Raw genomic sequence first — 22721 nt, 5'->3', positions numbered from 1 at the left:
CGAGGTGCGCCGGCTGTCCGGTGGGCGATCGCCCGAGCACCTGGTAGCCGGAGGTCAGGCATGGTCAGTAAGCGGTCCCTTCTCTCGACGGCCTTCGCGGCCGGGCTGGCGCTGTCCCTGGTCGCCTGCTCGGGCGACGACAAGGCAGGATCCCCGGCGCCGAGCACCTCCGCGTCGTCGACCCCGCCGCCGTCCAGCACCCCGAGCGCGACGCCGTCGGCCACCCCGACGCCGACCCCGTCCGCCCCGGCGGCGCCCAAGGCGCGGACCAAGGCCGAGCTGACCAAGGCGCTGCTGGCCCTGGCCGACCTGCCGCCGGGTTACGCGGTCGAGCCGGACGAAGGCGACGACGGAAGCAGGCTGACGTCGAGCGATCCGAAGTGCAAGGGCGTGCTGACCTTCTTCAACGCGCCCAGCGCTCCCGGTTCGAAGGTTTCGGCCACCCGGGTCTTCTCGGGTGGGCAGGAAGGCCCCTTCGTCCAGGAGACGCTGGACGGGATGGGGTCTCCGCAGGCGGTGACCTCGCTGATCGCCGCCACCAAGAAGGCGGTCCAGTCCTGCCGCAAGGCGAAGCTGTCCATCCCGGGCGTCGGCTCGTCGACCGTCGCGATCAGTGAGATCTCGGCGCCGAAGACCGGGACCAACCCGCTCGCGGTCCGGTTCAGCGCGACCAGCGGGGCGCTGGCCGGGTTCGAGTTGGTGTTCGCGATCACCGGGCTCTCCGACGTGGTGCTCGCGATGAGCATGGACGACGCGGGCAACCTCGAAGCGACCACCGACGCCGTCGACAAGGCGACGAAGGTGCTCGGCACGGCCAAGACCGGCACCTGAGCGCCACCGCCGGCCAGAGTTGGATTTGTCTCAAAATCAGATTGTGCGTTGACGTGTCCCCTTCCGGGTACACACTTCTCCCATGTACGCACCGGCGCCGCTCAGACGTCAGCTGAACCGATCGGGTCTGCTGCTCCTCGGTCCTGCCTTCGTGGCGGCGGTCGCGTACGTCGATCCCGGCAACTTCGCGACCAACATCGCCGCCGGGGCGACGTACGGGTATCTGCTCTGCTGGGTGGTCGTCGGCGCCAACCTGATGGCCGTCCTGGTGCAGTACCTGGCGGCCAAGGCCAGCATCGCGACCGGGCGGACGCTGCCGCAGTTGTGCCGTGAGCACTTCCGCCGGTCCACCTCGTCCGGGCTGTGGGCCCAGGCCGAACTGGTGGCGATCGCGACCGACCTGGCCGAGGTGGTCGGCGGCGCGATCGCGCTCAACCTGCTCTTCGGGATCCCGCTCCTGCTCGGTGGCGTGATCACCGGGATCGTGTCGTTCGCGCTGCTGATCTATCAGTCGAAACGAGGTCAGCGGCCGTTCGAGGCGGCGATCATCGGGCTGCTCGCGGTCGTCCTGGTCGGGTTCGTGGTGTCGACGATCCAGTCCGAGCCGTCCGGCTCGGGGATCGCCGGCGGGATGGTGCCGCGCCTCGACGGCACCGATTCGCTGGTCCTGGCCGCCGGCATGCTCGGCGCGACGGTGATGCCGCACGCGATCTGGCTGCACGGCGCCCTGGTCACCGACCGGCACTGGAAGGCGATCCGCTCGGAAGCGGGCAAGCAGCGCGTACTGCGTGCCACCCGCTTCGACGTCGCGATCGCGATGGCGCTGGCCGGCGCGGTGAACCTGGCCATGGTCGTGGTCGCCGCGGCCGCGCTGACGGGCACCGGCGCCGAGTCGCTCGACGCGGCGCACTCCGCGATCGGCGACCGGCTGGGCAGCCTGCCGGCTCTGCTGTTCGCACTGGCCCTGCTGGCCAGCGGTTTCGCCTCCTCCTCGGTCGGCACCTATGCCGGCTCGGTGATCCTCGAAGGTTTCTGGCGGCGGCACGTCCCGCTCGCCACCCGACGGCTCGTCACCCTGCTCCCCGCGCTGGTGATCCTGGCCATCGGCATCGATCCGAGCCGCGCGCTGGTGGTGTCGCAGGTCGTGCTGAGCTTCGGTATCCCCTGCGCGCTGTGGCCGTTGGTCCGGCTGACCGCCTCCCGGCGCGTCATGGGCGACCTTGTCAACCGGTGGACGACTACTCTCACCGCATGCGTGGTAGCCACCGCCGTCTCGGCCCTCAACGTCGTACTGATCGTGCTGACGCTGCGCGGGTGAGCCCGGGATGACCGCGACCTACGCGGTGAGCGACATCCACGGACACCCGGAGAAGCTGACCGCGGCGCTGCACCAGGCCGGCTTGACCGACGCCGAGGGCAACTGGTCCGGCCAGGACGCCCGGCTGTGGTTCCTGGGCGACTTCTTCGATCGCGGCCCGGACGGGATCGGCGTGCTCCGGCTGGTCCGGCGGCTCGAGGAGCAGGCCGCCGGCAGTGCCGGGGAGATCCGGATGCTGCTCGGCAACCACGAGATCCTGGCGCTGGGGATGCGGAAGTTCGGCGGCACCTTCGTCCCGCACGAGGGCATCACCTCGCGCAGCTTCGAGCGCAGCTGGGCGCTGAACGGCGGCATGGACCGCGACCAGGAACTGCTGACCGACGACGACGTCGCCTGGTTGCTGGACCGGCCGATGCTCGGAGTGGACGCGGACCACCTGCTGATGCACTCCGACACCGAGGAGTACCTGGCCTGGGGCGACTCGGTCGACGAGATCAACCAGAACGCCTCGGCCGACCTGCACAGCGACGACATCACCGTCTGGTGGGAGATCTGGCGCCGGATGACGTCGCGGTACGCTTTCCGCGGCGAGGCCGGACCTGTCGTCGCGACCGAACTGCTCGACCGCCTCGGCGGCCGCCGGATCGTGCACGGCCACAGCATCGTGGCGGACCAGCTCGGCATCCTCCCGGCGTACCTGACCGGTCCCCTCCTGTACTGCGACGGCCTGGCCCTCGGCATCGACGGTGGCACCTTCGACGGCGGCCCGTGCCTGGTGGTCAAACTGCTCCCGATCTGATCCGGCGCGGAATGTGCCCTCGATCGTCTCTGTTGCTGATTGATGAAGAGTCGATCATTGGGAGCTGAGTTATGTCTGACAAGCCGATCAAGATCCCCGGTCCGGACCACCCGATCACGGTGCAGAAGAATCCGGACCGCGTGGTCGTGAAGGTCGCCGGCCAGGTCATCGCGGACAGCCGTGACGCGCTGTCGCTGCAGGAGGCCAGCTACCCGGCCGTGCAGTACATCCCGCGCAAGGACGTCGACCTGACGCAATTGCGGCCGACCGACCACGAGAGCTACTGCCCGTTCAAGGGCGAGGCCACCTACTTCAGCATTCCGGCGGGCGGCGAGAAGACCGTGAACGCGGTCTGGACCTACGAGGCCCCGTACGACGCGGTCGCCGACATCCGCGACCACGTCGCCTTCTACCCCGACCGGGTGGACTCGATCGAGATCATCGCGGACTGACCTCCGCGGACTCAGCACGGGGCTGAGCACCACGTCGTCGGCGGCGCACTCACGCGTGGGGCGCGCCGCCGATCCGCGTCTCCCGAGCTCCCCTGTCGGCTCGGGAAAGACCTGGTCGGCTATGACCGTAGACGTTTGGACTGAATTTCGCAACGCTACGTTGCGTATTGGTGAATCCCGGCTAGAGTGACGGCTATGACCCCCGCCGGCAGGCCGAAGTCCGAGACCGCTCGCCAGGCCGTCCTCGCCGCCGCGCTCGAACTGGTGGTGGAGAAGGGCTACCAGGCCCTGACGATCGAGGGCATCGCCGAACGCGCCGGGGTCGCCAAGACGACGATCTACCGGTCCTGGCCGGGCAAGGCGGCCGTCGTCATGGACGCGGTCCTGTCCGAGTCGAACCCGCGCCTGACCTTCCCCGACACCGGTTCGGCCCGCGAAGACCTTCGGTTGCAGGTCTCCCGGGTCGTCAGGCTGTTCACCGAGCCCTCGTTCGCGAAGCCCTTCGTCGGGTTGCTCGCGGCCAGCCAGCACGACGAGACCCTCGCCGACACGTTGCACGAGTGGCTGGTCAAGACCCGCCGCGCCGGAGCGGCCGAAGTACTGCGGCGCGGTGTCGAGCGCGGCGAACTCCGGGCCGATCTGAACATCCCGATCGCCATCGACGCGTTGTACGGCGCGCTCTACTACCGGCTCCTGGTCAGCCACGAACCGCTCTCCCCGCAGTACGCCGAGCGGGTGGTGAGCGAGGTCTTCGCCGGGCTTCAGGCCTCGAAGAACTCGGTGAGCACGGGTGCCAGCACCTCGGGCGGGACGACGTGATGCCGGCCTTCCAGTTCGACCAGCCGCCCACCGGGTAGCGCCTTCGCGACGGCCCGCGCGCTGTCGATCATGAACGGCGGGCTCGCCGAACCACAGACGGCCAGCGCCGGCTGGGTCACCTTGGCGAGCAAACCGAACGGGATCCGGCCGCCCGGTCCGGCGCTGTCCATCACCGCGAAGTCGTAGGCGAGCGTGGGCGCGACCTCGGCCATGCCGGGTTGCGCCGCCAGGTCCGCGGCGGCTGCCGGGGGCATGCCGGCCATGGTCAGGAACTCCTGGACCGCCTCAGTGCGCCGGTCCTGCGCGAGCAGGCTGTTCACCTTCGCACCCGCCTGATCGGACTCCCGCTGCGACGCGTCGTCGTCCGGCCCGTACGGCGGCTCGTGCAGCACCACCTTGGTGATCGGCAGACCCGCCGCGGCCGCTTCCACCACGAGGGCGGCAGCGGACGAGTGCCCGTAGACGGCCGCGGTTCCACCGAGCGCCGTGATCAGGGCACCGAGATCCTCGACCTCGCGGGCGACGGAGTACGGGCTGGTGTCGGCGCTGTCGCCCCGGCCGCGGCGGTCGTACGAGACGACCGTGAAGTGTTTGGAGAGTTGCTGCGCGAGGGGTGCCGTCGACGCCCGGTCGCACAGCGCTCCCCCGACCAGGATCACCGCCGCACCGGATCCCGACCGGTCGTACGCGATCGTCGTACCGTCCGCTGAGCTCACCTTGAACATGTCCGTCCTCCATCCGGCAGGGCCATCTTGCCTGTGACGTCGGCACGGGCAGGGCGTTCTCGACATATTCGGTTGTCGCCGTCGCGGACCGACTGCTTCACTGCCCGAGATGCCATATCTCTCGAGAGTCGACGACTATCTGCACGCCACTCCACTGACCGGCGCGACCGGCCAGCAGGTCGGCCCCTTCACACTGTTCCGGTCCACCACGATCTGGCCGTACTACGCCCGCCCCGTGCCTGGCTCGGATGCGACGATCGAGCCCGCCGACATCGAGAAGCTCCGCGCCCGATGCGAAGAACTCGGGCTGCCGGTGAGCTTCGAGTGGGTCGTCGACACCTGCCCCTCGCTCGGTCCCGCTGCCGCCGCGGCCGGGCTGGAGGTGCACGAATATCCGCTGCTGGTGCTCGAACAGTCCGACTTCAAGCCGGTCTCGACAGCGCTCGACTGCCGGATCCTGCCCGCCTCCCTGCCTGAACTGCGTACTGCCCGAGCCGTTGCCTCCGTAGGCTTCGGCACACCGGGTACGGCGGTCGGCGAGGGTGGACCGGAGGCTCGCGACGCGGAAGTCGCCAAGACGACGGACGAGGCGGCCGCCGCGTTGCTCGAACGGGCGGAGCGCGGTGTCTCGATCACGGCCGCCGCGTTCGGCGACCAAGGCATGCTCGCCAGCGGCGTCCACCAGCCGGTCGGCGACACCACTGAGATCGTCGGAGTCGCCACCCTGCCCGCGATGCGCCGCCAGGGCCTGGCCGCCGCCGTCACGAGCCGCCTCGCCGAGCACGCGTTCGCCTCGGGCGTCGACCTGATCCTGCTCTCCGCCCAGAGCGACGCGGTCGCCGCCGTCTACGAACGCGTCGGTTTCCACCGCATCGGCTCCGTGGGCTCCGCCGAACCGCCCTCATCCGAGTAACCGCGCCGGGAAATCCAGGGCGGAAACCACAGGTCAGTGACAAGAGATCGGCTGCGAGTCGTTGGCCGTGGGCGCGGGGCCGTACCGTTGGAGGGATGAGCAATACCGAGCGGACCCGCCCACGCACCCTCGCCGAGGCCCTGCGCACCTGGGATGACGCTGCCCTCGGCCAGTTGCTCCGGCACCGGCCCGACCTGGCAACACCGATCCCAGCCGACACCGGCCAGCTAGCGGCCCGTGCGACCACCAACGCCTCCGCCGCCAGAGCGATCAACCGGCTCGACGAGTTCGGTGTCGACCTGTTGGAGGCGCTGTCAGCCTTGCCTGAACCGGTGGATGTCGCTGCCCTCGCGCGCGGTGTCGGCCAGCCTGCCGAGGTCGTCCAGCCGCGCGTTGTCGAGCTACTCGCGCTGGCCCTGGTCTGGGGCAATGAGGACGACCTCCGGCCGATCCGGGCCGTGCATGAGCTGCTCGGGCCGACCCCGGCCGGGCTGGGACCGATCACCACTCGGCACTTCGGGGACTTGGACCAGCTGATCGAGGACGCCGGGCCGGCTGCTCGCGAAGTACTGGAGAAGCTGACGTGGGGTCCGCCTACCGGGACTGTGGAGAAGGCCGAGCGTCCGGTGACGATCGCGTCGGCTCGTACTCCGGTGGAGCAGTTGCTCGCGCGCGGGCTCGTAGTACCGAAGGACGCTACGACCGTGATGCTGCCCCGGCAGATCGGGCTGCACCTGCGGGGTGGGCGTGTGCTGGCCACAACTCGGCCTACGCCGCCGCCGCTCGACGGGAAGACGGTTTCGCCCGCTATCGCCGATCGTGCTGCTGCCGGAGCCGCCCTGGATCTCGTGCGGCAGGTGGACCGCGCACTGGAGCAACTGGGCACGGAACCACCGCCTGTACTGCGTACTGGTGGCATCGGCGTACGGGAGCTTCGTGGGCTTGCCACCAAGATCGGCGCGGACGAGCCGACGGCGGGCGCAGTACTGGAGATCGCGTACGCCGCTGGGCTGGTTGCTGCCGTCGAGGTTGGCAACAGCGAGCTGTGGTTGCCTACCGGCGCCTATGACGACTGGCTGGAGCTGGATACCGCTCATCGGTGGGGCACGCTGGTCAGTGCGTGGTTCACCGGGTTGCGGGCGATCGGGCTGATCGGGCGGCGCGACAGTGGCGGCGCTACCGCTGCTGCGCGGGAGCGGCTGGTCAATGCGCTCGCGCCTGACCTCGAGAGGCTTCTGGCTCCTGAGGTGCGGCTGCTTACGCTGCAGGCGCTGTCCGAGGCAGCTGTCGGCACGGCGCCCGCTGTGGAGTCTGTCGTCACCTGGGTTGCTTGGCATCGGCCCCGACGAGGTGGGCAGTTCCGGGACGACCTGGTCGAGTGGACTATCACCGAGGCCGCGTTGCTCGGTCTGACTGGGCTTGGGGCTCTGGCGTCGCATTCTGCTGTGCTGCTGACGGAGGAGCCGACTGCCGACGACTTGGCGTTGGCGATCCAGCCGCTGGTGCCGGCGCCTGTGTCGGAGGTGTTGCTGCAGGCTGACCTGACTGCGGTTGCTCCTGGGCCGCTGGTGCGCGCAGTACAGGATGAGTTGGCTGCTATGGCCGACGTGGAGTCGCATGGTGGTGGCGGCGTCTTCCGGTTCAGTGAGAGCTCGGTGCGGCGTGCGTTCGACCTCGGGCGGACCAGCGACCAGTTGCACAAGTGGCTGGCCGAGCACTCGCGTACTCCGGTGCCGCAGCCGCTGACCTACTTGATCGACGACGTCGCCCGCCGGCACGGAGTACTGCGGATCGGCGGGGCTTCGACGTATCTGCGGTGTGACGACGAGAACGTGCTCACGGGACTGCTGAACGCGAACCTGCCCGGCATCCGGTTCCGGCGGCTCGCTCCGACGGTGGTGGTGTCGCCGTCACCACCCGACCTCGTACTGAGCCGCCTGCGCGATGCCGGGCTCGCGCCGCTTGGGGAGACCTTCGACGGCGTAGTACACGTGACTACCGCTGGGAACCGCCGGGGTGAACCACCGCGTCGGCGTACCAGCCGGGACTTCGTCGACAGTGCACTGGAACTCACCGAGGACCAGGTCAAGGCCGTCATCGAACGAGTCCGCTCCGGCGACCGGGTAGCCGCCGAACGCCCCGCCGAACACTCCCCCGGCGACACCACCGCCCCCGCCGAAACCATCAGCGTGCTCTCCGAAGCCGCCGAGGCGAACACCCGCGCCTGGATCTCCTACGTAGACCACAACGGCAACGCCGCCGAACGCATCGTCGAACCAGTCCGCGTCGCCGACGGCTGGCTCACGGCGTACGACGACAACGCGGATCAGCCGCGTACGTATGCCCTCCACCGGATAGCTAACGCGCGGCCCGTCGACGACAAGTAGTTCAAGCCCCCGGGTGGTGCTGCCTGAGCTGACTCACCCACCCGCCCCACGGCAGGTCAGGACCACAGGGTCAGGCGTGGCTCCGAGTTCACGGGAGTGTCTGCGTCGGCAAGGTGAGGATTTCGGCGCCGTCGGGGGTGATGGCGATCGTGTGCTCGCTGTGTGCTGTCCGGCAGCCTGTCGCGCTGCGGAGCGTCCAACCGTCGGCATCGGTGATGAGTTCGGCAGTGTCCGCCATCACCCACGGCTCCAGTGCGAGCAGCAGCCCGGGGCGCAGTTTGTATCCGCGGCCTGGTCGTCCTGTATTCGAAACGTGTGGGTCCTGGTGCATCGTTGATCCGATGCCATGACCGCCGAACTCGGTGTTGATCGGATACCCCGCCTCGGACAGCGTCGAGCCGATGGCGTGGGAGATGTCGCCGATGCGAGCTCCGGGTCCGGCCGCGGCGATCCCCGCGCTCAGTGCGCGTTCGGTCGCGCTGATCATCGCGACGCTCTCCGGGGGCTTCGAGTCGCCCACGATGAAGCTGATGGCAGAGTCCGCGGCGACTCCGCCTTGGGAGACGGCGAGGTCGAGCGTCAGCAGGTCGCCGTCGGCAAGCGTGTAGTCGTAGGGCAGTCCGTGGAGCACGGCGTCGTTGACGGCCGTGCAGATGTAGTGGCCGAACGGCCCGCGTCCGAAGGATGGCTCGTAGTCGACGTAGCAGGACAGCGCACCAGCCTCGACGATCATGGTCTCGGCCCACCGGTCGATGTCCAGGAGGTTCGTGCCGACCGCGCTCCGGCTCTTCAGGGTCTGCAGGATGCCGGCGACCAGGGCGCCTGCCTCCTTCGCTCGGGCCAGTTGGGTGGGGTTCAGGATCTCGATCATGCAACGCCTTTTCTCACGCAACCAATAACTATCCCGGCCATATTATCCCGGTACTAGAATCGGAGCCATGGTCAGGTTGCCGCTCACACCCGCGGAGGTCGAGCGCGGACAGCGCCTCGGTGCCCTGTTGCGTCGCGCCAGGGGCGAGCGCTCGATGCTCGAGACCGCGCTCCATGCACGGGTCTCACCGGAGACCCTCCGGAAGATCGAGACGGGCCGCGTGGCGACCCCTGCCTTCCCGACCATCGCCGCGATCGCCGATGTCCTCGGCCTCTCCCTCGATGCGGTGTGGGCCGAGATCAACCAGCCCGAACGTGATGGTGAACCGACCAACTCTGGGCACAACGCACGTGCGTGGTTGGCCTCATAAGTCTCCATCCCACAGTTGCGTTGAAGGCGTGGGCGCGGCTCGCCTCGAGTCGGCGCCCGGGAGGGTGTTTGCCGGACCAGGCACAATGGAGGGTCGGGCGGGTGTTCGCCTGAGGGTTGCTGACGGGAGTGAGTGCGTGACGGATGGGCCGTTGATCGTTCAGTCGGACAAGACGTTGTTGCTGGAGACTGCTCATCCGGAGGCGACTGACTGCCGGAAGGCCATTGCGCCGTTCGCGGAGTTGGAGCGGGCGCCGGAGCACGTGCACACGTATCGGCTGACGCCGCTGGGGTTGTGGAACGCGCGGGCGGCGGGGCATGACGCCGAGCAGGTGATCGACGTGCTGCTGCGCTACAGCCGGTACCCGGTGCCGCACTCGTTGCTGGTCGACATCGCGGAGACGCTGGATCGGTACGGGCGGCTGCGGCTGGAGAAGCACCCGCAGCATGGGCTGGTGCTGGTGACCACCGACCGGCCGGTGCTGGAGGAGGTGCTGCGGTCGGCCAAGGTGAAGCCGATGATCGGGGCCCGGATCGATGACGACACGGTGCTGGTGCACCCGTCCGAGCGTGGTCACCTGAAGCAGACGCTGCTGAAGATCGGCTGGCCGGCTGAGGACCTCGCCGGGTACGTCGACGGCGAGGCGCACAAGATCGACCTGGTCAAGGACGGGTGGGATCTGCGGCCGTACCAGCAGCAGGCGACCGATGCGTTCTGGCACGGTGGTTCCGGGGTCGTCGTGCTGCCCTGTGGGGCGGGGAAGACGATCGTCGGGGCGGCCGCGATGGCGCAGGCCTCGGCGACCACCTTGATCCTGGTGACGAACACGGTGTCCGCGCGGCAGTGGAAGGACGAACTGCTGAAGCGGACCACCCTGACCGAGGAAGAGATCGGCGAGTACTCCGGTGCGCGCAAGGAGATCCGCCCGGTCACGATCGCGACGTACCAGGTGATGACGACGCGGCGGAAGGGTGTCTACACGCACCTGGAACTGCTGGACGCGCGCGACTGGGGCCTGATCGTGTACGACGAGGTGCACCTGCTGCCCGCGCCGATCTTCCGGATGACGGCGGATCTGCAGACCCGGCGGCGGATCGGGCTGACCGCGACGCTGGTCCGGGAGGACGGGCGCGAGGGCGACGTGTTCTCGCTGATCGGGCCCAAGCGGTACGACGCGCCGTGGAAGGACATCGAGGCGCAGGGCTGGATCGCGCCCGCGGACTGCGTCGAGGTACGGGTCGACCTGGAGCAGACCGAGCGGTTCGTCTACGCGACGGCCGAGCCCGAGGACCGGTACCGGCTGGCCGCCTCCACGCCGGCCAAGTCACGGCTGGTACGGCAGATCGCCGATCACCACAAGGGCGAGCCGATGCTGGTGATCGGCCAGTACATCGACCAGTTGGACGAGCTCGGCGAGCGGCTCGAGTGCCCGGTGATCAAGGGCGAGACGACGGTGAAGGAGCGGCAGCGGCTGTTCCAGGCGTTCCGCACCGGCGAGATCAACATGCTCGTGGTCAGCAAGGTCGCCAACTTCTCGATCGACCTGCCGGAGGCGTCCGTCGCCGTCCAGGTGTCGGGGACGTTCGGATCGCGGCAGGAGGAGGCGCAACGCCTCGGCCGCGTACTGCGCCCGAAGGGTGACGGCCGGACCGCAAGGTTCTACTCGATCGTCGCCCGCGACACCGTCGACGCCGAGTTCGCCGCCCACCGCCAGCGCTTCCTCGCCGAACAGGGCTACGCCTACACCATCGTCGACGCCGAGAACCTCTTCGCCTGACCCGCGTCCGCGCGACCGCGGACACCTCTTGGTGAGATTGTGCGTCCGGACACGAATCGCTGCGCCCGGGCGGGGTACCGCTGCGCCATGAATGCTGAGACGGGACCCGAGCAGCCGACGTGGGCGGTCGATCGATGAGCGCCGTCCGGATCCGGCCGGCGGGCGGGGCGGGCGGGTGCCTGGCGATGATCCTGTTCTCCGTCGTCGCCTCGGTGATCCTCACCGTCGTGCTCAATCTGCTGCTGCGCTGAACCGTCGCGCCGACCAGGCCTGGAGGAGGCTCTGATGCGAGCAATGGTGTACCGCGGTCCCTACCGGATCCGGGTGGAGGACAAGGAGATGCCGCCGATCGAGCATCCGAACGACGCGATCGTGCGGGTGACCCGGGCGGCGATCTGCGGGTCGGATCTGCATCTGTACCACGGGATGATGCCGGACACCCGGGTCGGGACGACGTTCGGGCACGAGTTCGTCGGCGTGGTCGAGGAGGTCGGCTCGTCGGTCCGGAACCTCTCCCCCGGCGACCGGGTGATGGTGCCGTTCAACATCTTCTGCGGCACCTGCTACTTCTGCGCCCGCGGCCTGTACTCGAACTGTCACAACGTGAACCCGAACGCGACCGCGGTCGGCGGCATCTACGGCTATTCCCACACCTGCGGCGGCTACGACGGCGGCCAGGCGGAGTACGTGCGGGTGCCGTTCGCCGACGTCGGGCCGAGCGTCATTCCCGACTGGCTGGACGACGAGGACGCGGTACTGATGACGGACGCGCTGGCCACCGGGTACTTCGGTGCGCAGCTCGGCGACATCGTCGAGGGTGACACGGTGGCCGTCTTCGGGGCCGGACCGGTCGGTCTGTACGCCGCGAAGTCGGCCTGGCTGATGGGCGCCGGCCGGGTGCTCGTGATCGACCACCTGGAGTACCGGCTGGAGAAGGCCCGGACCTTCGCACAGGCCGAGACCCTCAACTTCAGCGAGTACGACGACATCGTCGTGCAACTGAAGAAGATCACCGGTCACCTCGGTGCCGACGTCTGCATCGACGCGGTGGGTGCCGAGGCGGACGGCAATCTGCTGCAGCACGTCACCGCGGCCAAGCTGAAGCTGCAGGGCGGTTCGCCGATCGCGCTGAACTGGGCGATCGACTCGGTCCGCAAGGGCGGGACGGTCTCGGTGATGGGTGCCTACGGGCCGATGTTCAGCGCGGTCAAGTTCGGCGACGCGCTGAACAAGGGGCTCACGCTGCGGATGAACCAGACGCCGGTGAAGCGGCAGTGGCCGCGGCTGCTGGAGCACATCCGCAACGGCTATCTGAAGCCGAGCGAGCTGGTCACGCATCGCATCCCGCTCGAGCACATCGCCGACGGCTATCACATCTTCTCGGCCAAGCTGGACGGTTGCATCAAGCCGCTGATCGTCCCGAGCGCCGCCTGAAAGGACCGACATGACCTACACCCCGCACCGGCCGCGGCAGGCCGAGACCAGCGAGCAACTGAAGGAGCGCATCCCGGGCTGGGGCGCCGACCTCGATCCCGCCGACCGGCCCGCGGTACCGAAGGAGCGCTTCGACCCGCGGCACAACGGCGCGCACTGGGACTTCCCCGACCGGCAGACCGAGAAGTGGCCGCGGGAGCGGTCGATCGAGCACGAGCGGCTGCCGCCGGTCTTCGGTACGTCGTGCCCGCCGCGCGGGTTGTCCGGCGTGATCCGCAAGTACTCGTACAAGAAGTACAGCGAGGCGCGGGCGGCGCATTGGCTGCTGCTGATGGCGGCCGATCGGGTCGACGCGGTGGAGAGCACAGTGCGGTCGTTCGGGACGCTGCGCCCGGACAACCCCTTCACCCAGACCGGCGTCCGCAGCGAGTTCACCCACCACGGCATCGCCTCCCGGCGCGGCCAGAAGCGGGTTGATCTGGCCCACCAGCCACTGGACGTACTGATCGTCGCGGGACCGTGGATGGTGGCCGGAGCCTTGGCCTATCGCACGATCCGCAAGGTCACCCGGCTACGCCGGAGCTGAGGTCATTCGCCGAGCCGGGTGTGGATGCCGACGAAGTGGGACTTCATGGAGCGGGCGAAATCCTCGGGGCTTCCTGATTTCAGGGTGTCGAGAAGGTCGCGGTGCCAGCCGGCGGCGTCGGCTGGGGTGTAGCGGGCGCCGGGGAGGCGAGCGTCGACCTGGGCGAAGGTGCGCCAGAAGACGCTCAGGAGATCGATGATGAGCGAGTTGCCAAGCGGCTCGTAGAGAGCCTGATGGAAGGCCCAGTCCTCGTCCGGGAAGTACTCCCCGGCCGAGGCCTTGGCCTCCATCAGTGCCACGAGCGGGTCCAGTTCGTCGAAGCCGGTCCGGCTGAAGTGCGCGACCACCTCGTCGGCGAGGCCGACCTCGATCGCCTGCCGGACCTCCAGCACGTTCTGTACGTCCCGCAGGTCGCCCGCCATCGACTGCGACATCTTGAAGGCGAGCCCGTCCTCCAGCGCCTCCAGCGTCACCTGGCCGACGTAGGTGCCGAAGCCGTGCCGGATCTCGATGATGCCGACCGCCTGCAACGCCTTCATCGCCTCACGCAGCGGGTGCCGGCCGACCCCGAGCTGGGCCATCAACTCCTGCTCGTTGGGCAGCGGGTCGCCCGCCTTCAGCCCGCGCTCGAGGATGAACGACTTCATCTGGTCGCGGATGAAGGACTGGTTCCCCGCGGCGCCTCGCGCCCTGCCCGTGGTCAAACGATCCTCCTCCGATCGACGTTCAGCTTACTGACCGGAGCCCGCCCCGTACTGCGATCAGCGCAGCCCGGCGCGTTCCAGCAGCGAGCCGATCCGGCGGATCTCGTCGTCGTCCAGCGGGATCGACGGGTACGCCGTCAGCGGGCTGGCGATCACCCCGAGCAGGAACAACGCGGCCTTGAACGCCCCGAGTGCCCCAGAACTGTGCCCCATCCGCGCCCGATCGGCCACCTCCACGATCTCGAACAGCCGGAACAACCGGTCCTGCTCCCGCCGCGCGGCCGCGAGATCCCCGGCGGCGACGGCGTCGAAGATCCGCACGTAGCCGGCCGGATCCACGTTCCCCAGTCCCGGCACCACGCCGTCGACCCCGAAGTTCAACGCCGAGTCCACCGTCACCTCGGACCCGGTCATGATCGCGAAACCCTCCAGCCCGGCAGCAGCGCGATCGAGCACCAGCCGCCGCAGGCTCGTCTCCTGGCCGCTCGAATCCTTCACCCCGGCCAGCACACCCCGCCGGCCCAGGTCGATCATCAACGCCGACGGCAGCTTCGTCCCGCTGATCCGCGACGGAATGTCGTAGGCGAACATCGGCGTCTCCCCGGCGACGGAAGCCAGCCGCGTGTAGTGCCGCTCGATCTCCGCGGGGTGCGTTGCCGCATAGAACGGCGCCGTCGCCACCACCGCGTCCACACCTGCCTTCAACGCGGCGGCCACATGCGCACCGGCTCGCGCGGTCGAGGTGTCGATCGCGCCCGCCAGTACGGGGACTTGGCCGGACACCTCGGACACGACCGTCTCCAGCACGGTCTGCCGCTGCTCATCGGTCAGAAAGGTCCCCTCCCCGGAGGTCCCGAGGACGAAGACGCCGCGGACTCCCCCGGCCAGTTGGTGCGCGACCAGCCGCGCCAGCGAGGCGGTGTCGACGTCGTACTCGGTGGTGAGAGGGGTGACGAGCGGCGGCACCACACCGCTGAGGTTCTGGGCGGAATCGGACACAAAAATCTCCCCTGGATCGGTCAGAGCTGGGACGGATCGAACGTGACGAAACGCAAGGTGGCGAAGGACGAGGTCTCACCGGCCTCGTAGAACAGCCCGACCTGGCCGCCCGGCAGCGGTACCAGATCGGAGTACCCGGCCATGCCCGGGTGGACGACGAGCCCCGGACGCCAGGACAGGCCGTCGTCGGAGCTCACGAAGACGGTCAGTTCGCGCCGGATCTCCGGATGCACCGGCGTCGACAGAAGCAGCCGATCCCCTACCCGCAGCACGCTTCCCTGGATCCCGGGCGCCGTGACCTCAGGAATCCCCGCGTACTGCGAATCGAGGGAAGCGCCACCGTCCGACGAGTACGCGTGCACCCGAGCCGGGCCGGTACCGCGGTGGTTGCGGGCGTTGAAGTAGAGCCGTCCGTCGGCCAGTTCCACGACGGTCGTCTCGTTCGCGTTGATCTCGTCGCCGTCGTTGCGGTCGACGAATCCGAGCGACCAGGTCCGGCCGCCGTCATCGCTGAAGATGCCGTGGCCTCCGTTCAGCCGCATCGCTCCCGCAGCGTCGAGGCCGTCGAAGTCCGCGGGGATGAACGAGTGGTTCGCGGGCACGACCAGCCGGCCGGCGTACGGGCCTTGGGTGAGGGCGATGCCGTGGCAGGGGCCGGTCGCGTACCAGCCCCAGTCGTCCGGCTTGACCTGCTTGGTGATCTCTTCCGGGTCGGTCCAGGTCTCGCCGTCGTCACTGCTGCGCTGGACGTAGACGCGGCGGCCGCTCTCGGGGTCGGAGCCGCGGGCGACCGTGATCTCGATCTGGTCCGCGCCGTTCTGGACGGTGACCAGGACGAGGTCGCCGCTGGCCGGGTCGACCATCGGCACGGGATTCCCGCAGGTCTTGCCGGGGGCGGCCGACACGACCTGGAGCGGCAACCAGGTCCGCCCGCCGTCGCGTGAGCGCCGCAGTACGACCTCGATCTCGCCGGCGTCGGCCGACGAGTTCAGCCGTCCTTCGCAGAAGGCGAACAGCACGTCCCCTCGCGCCGTGATCGAGGGGATCCGGAACGTGTGATATCCGCTGCCGGCGGGGTCGAAGACGACTTTCGGGGCACCGAGTCTTGAAGACATAGGACGTACTATGTCATGGTGAGGCCGCTGACTCAACGCCCATGGCCGGCTTAATCAATGAAGGAGAGGCCTCATGCCACTCAGCAGACGGACATTCCTCGGCGGCGGCCTGGCCGCCGCGGCGGTCGCGGTCACCGGTACGCCGTTGCTCAGCGGCTGCGCGTCGGACAAGAAGAACCAGGCCGCCGCCAATCTCGCGGTCAAGTTGCCGACGTACCAGCGCTACACCGGGGTGAAGCCGGACCTCCCGGGCACGGACCTGGTGCTGGACGGATTCCTGAAGTACCCGGCCAACCCGATCAGGGCCATCACCGAGAAGCCGGGCGACGGTCAGCCGATCACGTTCATGACGAACATCCCCGGCGCGATCCCACCGGCCGCCGACAAGAACGCCTTCTGGCAGGCGCTGAACGAGCGCCTCGGCTCGGAACTGCAGATCAGCATGGCCTCGAACGACGAGTACTCCAACAAGTTCGCCACCCGGGTGGCCGGCGGCGATCTGCCCGACGTGATCAACATCCCGCCGAGCACGGTGCAGATCCCCGGCCTGCTCAAGGCCAAGTGTCTGGACCTGACCGAGCACCTGTCCGGCGACGCCGTGAAGAAGTACCCCTTCCTGGCGAACATCCCCACGGAGTACTGGAAGGGGTGTGTCTACAACGGAGGCATCTACGCCGTACCGGTGCCGCGGGGGATGTCACGAACCTCGCTGCCGCTCTACCGCTCGGATCTCCTGGCGGCCAAGGGCATCGACAACCCGGCGCCGAAGAACTTCGAGGAGTTCCTCGCGCTCTGCCAGGAGTTGACCGCGGCGAAGCAGAACCGCTGGGCCTGGACCCGGGTGCCGCTCGCGTACATCCGCCAGATGCTCGGGCTGCCGAACGGCTATGCCGAGGACGGCGGCAAGTTCACCGCGATGGTCGAGCACGAGGCGAACACCGACGCGCTCGAAGCGGCCCGCAAGATGTTCGCGGCCGGCGTGGTCAACCCCGACACCTTCAGCGCCGCCGGGAGCGCCCGCAAGCAGTGGTTCAACGGCGGTACCGCGGTCTTCGACCTGGACAGCTTCGTCGCCTGGAACCAGTACTACGCCGACAGCACCGCGGGTGACTCGTTCGGCGTGAACATGCTCGACGTGCCGGGCTTCTCCGGCGGCGAGGGCAAGCCCTGGATGGGTGCGGCGCTGAACAACATCACCGCCTTCAACAAGAGCAGCAAGCACTCGGCCGAAACCCTGCTGAAGGTGGCCAACTGGATGGCCGCGCCCTTCGGCACCGAGGAGTACCTGTTCCGCAAGTACGGCGTCGCCGGCCGGCACTACGAACTGAAGGGGACCGACCCGGTTCCCACCAAGGTCGGGGTGGTCGAGACCGGGATCGGGTTGCAGTACATCTCCGACTCGGCGTTGTCGCTGTACTGGGCGGGCAAGCCGGCCGTGCCGCAGAACCAGCACAAGATCCAGCAGAAGATCGCGCCCAGACTGGTGTTCGACGCGTCGTACGGGCTGTACTCGGACACGCTGTCGAAGGACGGCGCGCGGATCAACGGCGTCCTGACCGATCTGGAGAACCAGATCATGCAGGGCAAGAAGCCGGTGTCGGCGTGGGCGCCTGCCGTGAAGACCTGGCTGTCGGCCGGTGGCGACAAGATCAAGGCCGAGCTCGGGCAGGCCTTCAGCGACGCGGCAGGGCGCTAGATGCTGCAAGGCACCAAATCCCTGTCCGGCAAGGGGCCGCGGCAGCAGTTGTCACTCGGGCAGCGGTTGATCCGCGACCGGGTGCTGCTGCTGTTCGCGTTGCCCGGGACCGCGCTGATCGTGGCGTTCCACTACGTCCCGCTGCTCGGGAACGTGATCGCGTTCAAGGACTACCAGCCGTTCCTGGGCATCAGTGCCAGCGACTGGGCCGGCTGGGAGAACTTCTCGGTGATCTTCACCGGCGACCCGGCGTTCCTGCGGGCGTTGAAGAACACCCTGATCCTGACCAGCCTGCAGTCGGTGTTCGTGTTCCCGGCGCCGATCCTGCTGGCGTTGCTGCTGAACTCGCTGTTCTCCGAGCGGATCAAGCGGATCGCGCAGAGCATCCTGTACCTGCCGCACTTCATGTCCTGGGTGATCGTGGTCGCGTTGTTCCAGCAGATGCTGGGCGGCAGCGGGCTGCTCAACAACTACCTGCGATCCCATGATCTGGCGACGCTCGACATCATCGGGAACTCCGAGTTGTTCCACGTGCTGCTGACGTCGCAGATCATCTGGAAGGACACCGGGTGGGCGACGATCCTCTTCCTGGCGGCGCTTTCGCAGATCGATTCGCAGCTCTACGAGGCGGCCAGCGTGGACGGCGCCAGCCGGATGCGGCAACTGTGGCACGTCACGATGCCCGGGCTGCGGGGGATCATCATCTTGCTGTTCATCCTGCGGCTGGGTGACTCGCTGACGGTCGGGTTCGAGCAGATCATCCTGCAACAGGCAGCGGTGGGACGCGACGTCAGCGAAGTACTGGACACCTACGTCTACAACAACGGCGTGATCGGTGGCGCCTGGGGAGTCGCGGCCGCGGTCGGACTGGTGAAGGGCATCGTCGGCGTCGCGCTGGTCCTGGTGGCCAACAAGGTGGCGCACATCTTCGGGGAGCAAGGGGTGTACAGCCGATGACGCGGCGTCTAGTCAACGGCACGCCGATGCCGTCGTGGCCGATGCGAGGGTTCAAGGGCCTGGTCCTGCTGGTGTTCTGCGCCGCGGTGATCGTGCCGTTCGTCGCGGTGATCTCGACCAGCATCGCGCCGAACAAGCAGGTCAACGAGTCAGGTGGGCTGGTGCTGCTGCCGGACTCCGTGGACCTCGGCGCGTACCGCTCGTTGTTCGCGGGTGGAGTGGTCACGCAGGCGTTGTTCGTGAGCATCTTCGTCACGGTGATCGGCACCCTGCTCAGCCTGACCGTGTCCTGCCTGCTCGCCTACGCGCTCGCCCGGCCTTCCTTCACCGCCGGCCGGCCGATCCTGCTGGTGGTGCTGTTCAGCATGCTGTTCTCCCCCGGCATCATCCCGACCTACCTGGTGGTGAAGGGCGCCGGGTTGCTGGACAGCATCTGGGCGCTGATCGTGCCGACGATGGTCAGCGCGTTCAACGTGATCGTGCTGCGGGCCTTCTTCTCCGCGTTGCCGCAGGAGATCACCGAGAGCGCCCGGATCGACGGCGCGGGCGAACTGAAGACGTTCGGCTACATCGTGCTGCCGTTGTCGAAGGCGGTTCTGTCGGTGATAGGCCTCTTCTATGCGGTCGGCTACTGGAACGCCTTCTTCAGCGCACTGCTCTACCTGAACGACAGCAAGCTCTGGCCGCTGCAACTGGTACTGCGTACCTACGTCATCAACGACACCCAGTTGGGCAGCGCCGAACTCGGCACCGAACGCCTGCCCCCGCAGGCGTCGATCCAGATGGCGATCCTGGTGATCTCCATCGTGCCGATCCTGCTGGTCTACCCGTTCCTGCAACGCCACTTCGCCAAGGGCGTCCTGACCGGCGCGGTCAAGGGCTGATCAACTGACCGCCGGTCACCGTCCAGGCGCGGCCGGCGACCGGTGGAATGCCGCGGCGGCCGCGCCGGTTGGCGCTGATGAGGGGAGTATCGGCGACTAGCTGGATGGGGGGTGACGGGCCGGTCACGACGCGTGGCTCGGGGGTTGCCCAGGGCAACATCAGGGTTCAGCCTGGGCCATTCCCGACGCCGTGACCGGTACCGTCGAGGGGTATGGGGACACAGGTACTGGAGCAGGGGGAACTGGCCGGTGAACGGGGGCGCGCCCCCTCGGGACCCGCGCCGGTGGTGTGGAGGGTGGTGCGAGAAGCGGTCCTGCTGGCGACCCTGTTCGGGGTCTACAGCCTCGGCCGGCAGTTCGCGGCCGGACACACCGGCTCCGCGTTCGGAAATGCTCGCGAGGTGCTCTCGTTTCAGCGCCTGCTTCACCTGCCCGACGAGGCGGCGATCCAGCAGGCCGGGCTCCAGGTCCCGCACCTGATCGAGGGAGCGAACCTGTACTACGCGGCGGTGCACGCGCCACTGACCGCGGCGGTCCTGCTCTGGCTCAGCATCTGGCGCCCGATGGCCTATCCGCGGGTCCGCTGGACGATGGTGTCGCTGACCGGGCTGGCGACGATCGGCCACATCCTCTTCCCGCTCGCGCCGCCGCGGATGATGCCGGGCTTCGTCGACACCGGCCTGAAGTTCGGCCAGTCGGTCTACGGTCCGCAGAGCTCCGGCGGCGTCGCCAACCAGTTCGCCGCGATGCCGAGCCTGCACGTCGGCTGGGCCGCGCTGATCGCCCTGGCGATGATCCTGATCACCCGGACCAAGTGGCGCTGGCTGTGGCTGCTGCACCCGATCATCACCGTCGCCGTGGTGGTGGTGACCGCGAACCACTACTGGCTCGACGGCATTGTCGTACTGATCCTGCTCGCCGTCAGCCTGCCGCTGCTGCTCCGGCCGGGCCTGCGCAGCGACAGGCCGGAGCTCGCACCGGGTAATTCGGTCGCCCTGGAGCCCGCGCTCAAGTAACGTGGCGGGGCTTCCCTGACCATCGACCGCTTAGCGGAGGTTCTGTCGTGCCCTCAGACGATCCCATCCTCCAGGCCGAACGAAACTACCTGCGTACTTCGCGCGCCGCGCTCGCCGTGATGCGGGAGAAGACCGGCTCGCTGGAGATCGCCAGCGCGGACCGGGTGAACACCGAGTTCCTCAAGGCCGCGATCTGGCGGCGGATGAAGGAGCTCGAGGACGACCCGGACGTGCCGCTGTTCTTCGGCCGGCTGGACTACCTGGAGCCGGCCGAGGAGACCTTCCACATCGGCCGCCGGCACGTGAACGACGACGCCGGCGAACCGCTGGTGGTGGACTGGCGGGCCGACATCTCGGTGCCGTTCTACCGGGCCAGCAAGACCGAGCCGATGGGCGTCGGGGTGCGCCGCCGGTTCGGCTTCACCCACGGCGAGATGACCGCGTTCGAGGACGAGGACCTGACCTCCTCCGCGGCCGTGGCCGAGCACAGCGACATCCTCGACGCCGAGATCGAGCGTCCTCGCTCCGGCCCGATGCGCGACATCGTCGCCACGATCCAGCCGGAGCAGGACGTCATCGTCCGGGCCGGGGTCGAGGACACCATCTGTGTGCAGGGGGCGCCCGGCACCGGGAAGACCGCGGTGGGCCTGCACCGCGCGGCGTACCTGCTGTACGCCTATCGCGACCAGCTCAGCCGTGCCGGAGTACTGGTGGTCGGGCCGAACGCGAGCTTCCTGCGGTACATCGGCGACGTGCTCCCCGCACTGGGCGAGATCGAGGCGAAGCAGACCACCGTCGAGGAGATGGTGGCGCGGGTGAAGATCGCCGGACCCGGAACCGCCGCCGTGGACGTGCTCAAGGGGGACGCGCGGATGGCGGAACTGCTGCACCGTGCGGTCTGGTCGCACGTGCAGCTGCCGAAGGAGGCACTGGTGGTCCCGCGGGGGTCCCACCGGTGGCGCGTACCGGCGTACCAGGCTGAGGAGCTGGTCACTGAGCTGCGCACGCGCGGGGTCCGGTACGGCGCCGGGCGGGCGATGCTGCCGCAGCGACTCGCGCACGCCGTCCTGCTGCGGATGGAAGCCGCCGGGGACTCCCCCGACGACCGCGTGCAGGACTCCGTGGCTCGCAGCCGCCCGGTCAAGCAGTACGCCGAGGCGTTGTGGCCGGTGGTCGACCCGGCCAAGCTCCTGTTCCAGCTGTTCACCGACGCCGACCTGCTGGCCGAGCACGCCGCCGGGATCCTCAGCGAGGATGAGCAGGCGCTGCTGAGCTGGGAGAAGCCGCCGAGATCCGCGGGTGCCGCGAAGTGGTCCGTGGCGGATGCCACCCTGATCGACGAGATCGCCGACCTGGTCGATCGGACTCCCAGCCTCGGACATGTCGTCCTCGACGAGGCGCAGGACCTCTCGGCGATGCAGTTGCGGGCCGTCGGGCGAAGGTGTTCGACCGGTTCGATGACAGTGCTGGGCGACATCGCGCAAGGCACCACCCCGTGGGCGACGCCCTCGTGGGAGGAGGCGCTCGGGCACCTCGGCAAGTCAGGCGCGCACACCGAGGAACTGACCGCCGGGTTCCGCGTCCCCGGCCAGGTGATCGAGTACGCCGCCCGCCTGCTGCCGCAGATCGCGCCGCACCTGACACCGCCCACGGCAGTACGACGGGCCCGGGGTGAGCTGGCGATCACCAGGGTCCCCGACAGTCTGGCGGCCGCCGTCGAGACCGTCGCCCAGGTGATGGACCGGCCGGGCTCGATCGGCCTGATCGTGCCGGACGCGCTGGTCCCGGCGGCCCGGAAAGCGCTGCGGGATCACGGTGTGAGCTTCGCCGTACTGGGCGACGAGGACGACGTCGACGCGCACGTGGACGTCGTACCGGCCGGGCTGGCGAAGGGCCTCGAGTTCGACCACGTAGTACTGGTCGAACCGGCCGGTATCGTCGCGGGTGAGGCCGACGAGCGGACCGGGCTCCGGCGGCTCTACGTGTGCCTGACCCGTGCGGTCACCTCGCTCGCCATCCTGCATCACGACGACCTGCCCGAGGTCCTGGCCGGCTGATCCGTAGGCTG

At 68.7% G+C, this 22721-nt stretch carries 22 protein-coding genes; 17 read left to right on the top strand and 5 right to left on the bottom strand.

What is annotated here, in order from left to right; genetic code table 11:
- Positions 1 to 60 precede the first annotated feature (60 nt).
- From ABD255_RS36960 to ABD255_RS36940, 5 genes are all read left to right on the top strand, one after another.
- The gene (locus ABD255_RS36960; RefSeq protein ID WP_344221448.1) at positions 61 to 831 is read left to right on the top strand and encodes a hypothetical protein; all 771 of its coding nucleotides are present in this window, start codon (positions 61 to 63) and stop codon (positions 829 to 831) included.
- Positions 832 to 913: 82 nt separating this feature from the next.
- A complete protein-coding gene (locus ABD255_RS36955; protein ID WP_344221447.1) occupies positions 914 to 2149 on the top strand; it encodes an Nramp family divalent metal transporter in 1236 nt (411 codons plus the stop codon).
- A 7-nt stretch (positions 2150 to 2156) separates the two neighbouring features.
- Complete coding sequence (locus ABD255_RS36950; RefSeq protein WP_344221446.1) at positions 2157 to 2948, top strand: metallophosphoesterase; 792 nt, start codon at positions 2157 to 2159, stop codon at positions 2946 to 2948.
- A gap of 71 nt (positions 2949 to 3019) precedes the next feature.
- Positions 3020 to 3400, top strand: a complete 381-nt coding sequence (locus ABD255_RS36945; RefSeq protein ID WP_344221445.1) for a DUF427 domain-containing protein — start codon at positions 3020 to 3022, stop codon at positions 3398 to 3400.
- Positions 3401 to 3595: 195 nt separating this feature from the next.
- The gene (locus ABD255_RS36940; protein WP_344221444.1) at positions 3596 to 4219 is read left to right on the top strand and encodes a TetR/AcrR family transcriptional regulator; all 624 of its coding nucleotides are present in this window, start codon (positions 3596 to 3598) and stop codon (positions 4217 to 4219) included.
- Here the strand turns inward: ABD255_RS36940 and ABD255_RS36935 are convergent.
- Positions 4162 to 4944: an alpha/beta fold hydrolase gene (locus ABD255_RS36935; RefSeq protein WP_344221443.1), complete on the bottom strand. Its 783-nt coding sequence runs from the start codon at positions 4942 to 4944 to the stop codon at positions 4162 to 4164. The two genes, ABD255_RS36940 and ABD255_RS36935, sit on opposite strands and share 58 nt — an antisense overlap.
- 109 nt (positions 4945 to 5053) lie before the next feature.
- On the opposite strand from ABD255_RS36935, the gene ABD255_RS36930 reads away from it, so the two are divergent.
- Positions 5054 to 5857: a GNAT family N-acetyltransferase gene (locus ABD255_RS36930; protein WP_344221442.1), complete on the top strand. Its 804-nt coding sequence runs from the start codon at positions 5054 to 5056 to the stop codon at positions 5855 to 5857.
- A gap of 95 nt (positions 5858 to 5952) precedes the next feature.
- Complete coding sequence (locus tag ABD255_RS36925; protein ID WP_344221441.1) at positions 5953 to 8244, top strand: helicase-associated domain-containing protein; 2292 nt, start codon at positions 5953 to 5955, stop codon at positions 8242 to 8244.
- Positions 8245 to 8332: 88 nt separating this feature from the next.
- On the opposite strand, the gene map is transcribed toward ABD255_RS36925, so the two are convergent.
- Positions 8333 to 9115, bottom strand: coding sequence for a type I methionyl aminopeptidase (map, locus tag ABD255_RS36920; RefSeq protein ID WP_344221440.1), 783 nt, complete (start codon positions 9113 to 9115; stop codon positions 8333 to 8335).
- A 67-nt stretch (positions 9116 to 9182) separates the two neighbouring features.
- On the opposite strand from map, the gene ABD255_RS36915 reads away from it, so the two are divergent.
- The 5 genes from ABD255_RS36915 to ABD255_RS36895 all read left to right on the top strand — a co-directional run bounded on the left by ABD255_RS36915 (position 9183) and on the right by ABD255_RS36895 (position 13282).
- Entirely contained in the window at positions 9183 to 9485 is a 303-nt protein-coding gene (locus ABD255_RS36915) for a helix-turn-helix domain-containing protein (protein WP_344221439.1), read from the top strand.
- A gap of 85 nt (positions 9486 to 9570) precedes the next feature.
- Positions 9571 to 11262: a DNA repair helicase XPB gene (locus ABD255_RS36910; RefSeq protein WP_425554625.1), complete on the top strand. Its 1692-nt coding sequence runs from the start codon at positions 9571 to 9573 to the stop codon at positions 11260 to 11262.
- Positions 11263 to 11381: 119 nt separating this feature from the next.
- A complete protein-coding gene (locus tag ABD255_RS36905) occupies positions 11382 to 11513 on the top strand; it encodes a hypothetical protein (RefSeq protein WP_344221437.1) in 132 nt (43 codons plus the stop codon).
- 34 nt (positions 11514 to 11547) lie between these two features.
- Complete coding sequence (locus ABD255_RS36900; protein WP_344221436.1) at positions 11548 to 12696, top strand: zinc-dependent alcohol dehydrogenase; 1149 nt, start codon at positions 11548 to 11550, stop codon at positions 12694 to 12696.
- 10 nt (positions 12697 to 12706) lie between these two features.
- A complete protein-coding gene (locus ABD255_RS36895; protein ID WP_344221435.1) occupies positions 12707 to 13282 on the top strand; it encodes a hypothetical protein in 576 nt (191 codons plus the stop codon).
- Positions 13283 to 13284: 2 nt separating this feature from the next.
- Here the strand turns inward: ABD255_RS36895 and ABD255_RS36890 are convergent, their stop codons facing one another.
- From ABD255_RS36890 to ABD255_RS36880, 3 genes are read right to left on the bottom strand one after another with little or no spacing between them, the layout of a single operon-like run.
- Positions 13285 to 13986, bottom strand: a complete 702-nt coding sequence (locus tag ABD255_RS36890; RefSeq protein ID WP_344221434.1) for a FadR/GntR family transcriptional regulator — start codon at positions 13984 to 13986, stop codon at positions 13285 to 13287.
- Positions 13987 to 14043: 57 nt separating this feature from the next.
- Entirely contained in the window at positions 14044 to 14985 is a 942-nt protein-coding gene (locus ABD255_RS36885; RefSeq protein WP_344221433.1) for a dihydrodipicolinate synthase family protein, read from the bottom strand.
- A 20-nt stretch (positions 14986 to 15005) separates the two neighbouring features.
- The gene (locus ABD255_RS36880; protein WP_344221432.1) at positions 15006 to 16100 is read right to left on the bottom strand and encodes a sialidase family protein; all 1095 of its coding nucleotides are present in this window, start codon (positions 16098 to 16100) and stop codon (positions 15006 to 15008) included.
- A gap of 73 nt (positions 16101 to 16173) precedes the next feature.
- Here ABD255_RS36880 and ABD255_RS36875 point away from each other — a divergent pair, with 73 nt between their 5' ends.
- The 5 genes from ABD255_RS36875 (at position 16174) to ABD255_RS36855 (ending at position 22710) form a co-directional block, all read left to right on the top strand.
- Positions 16174 to 17796, top strand: a complete 1623-nt coding sequence (locus ABD255_RS36875) for an extracellular solute-binding protein (protein WP_344221431.1) — start codon at positions 16174 to 16176, stop codon at positions 17794 to 17796.
- Positions 17797 to 18753 carry an ABC transporter permease gene (locus tag ABD255_RS36870; RefSeq protein WP_344221430.1) on the top strand — a complete coding sequence of 319 codons (957 nt, stop codon included), beginning with the start codon at positions 17797 to 17799 and terminating at the stop codon, positions 18751 to 18753.
- Complete coding sequence (locus ABD255_RS36865) at positions 18750 to 19637, top strand: carbohydrate ABC transporter permease (protein WP_344221429.1); 888 nt, start codon at positions 18750 to 18752, stop codon at positions 19635 to 19637. The genes ABD255_RS36870 and ABD255_RS36865 overlap by 4 nt, the downstream gene beginning before the upstream one ends.
- A 212-nt stretch (positions 19638 to 19849) precedes the next feature.
- The gene (locus ABD255_RS36860) at positions 19850 to 20653 is read left to right on the top strand and encodes a phosphatase PAP2 family protein (protein ID WP_344221428.1); all 804 of its coding nucleotides are present in this window, start codon (positions 19850 to 19852) and stop codon (positions 20651 to 20653) included.
- A gap of 47 nt (positions 20654 to 20700) precedes the next feature.
- Positions 20701 to 22710, top strand: coding sequence for a HelD family protein (locus tag ABD255_RS36855; RefSeq protein WP_344221427.1), 2010 nt, complete (start codon positions 20701 to 20703; stop codon positions 22708 to 22710).
- Positions 22711 to 22721: the final 11 nt, after the last annotated feature.

This window comes from Kribbella sancticallisti, from assembly GCF_039530625.1.
Taxonomy (GTDB): domain Bacteria; phylum Actinomycetota; class Actinomycetes; order Propionibacteriales; family Kribbellaceae; genus Kribbella; species Kribbella sancticallisti.
Note: the sequence above shows the minus strand (reverse complement) of the source record. Positions and strands in the feature narration are given on the sequence as shown.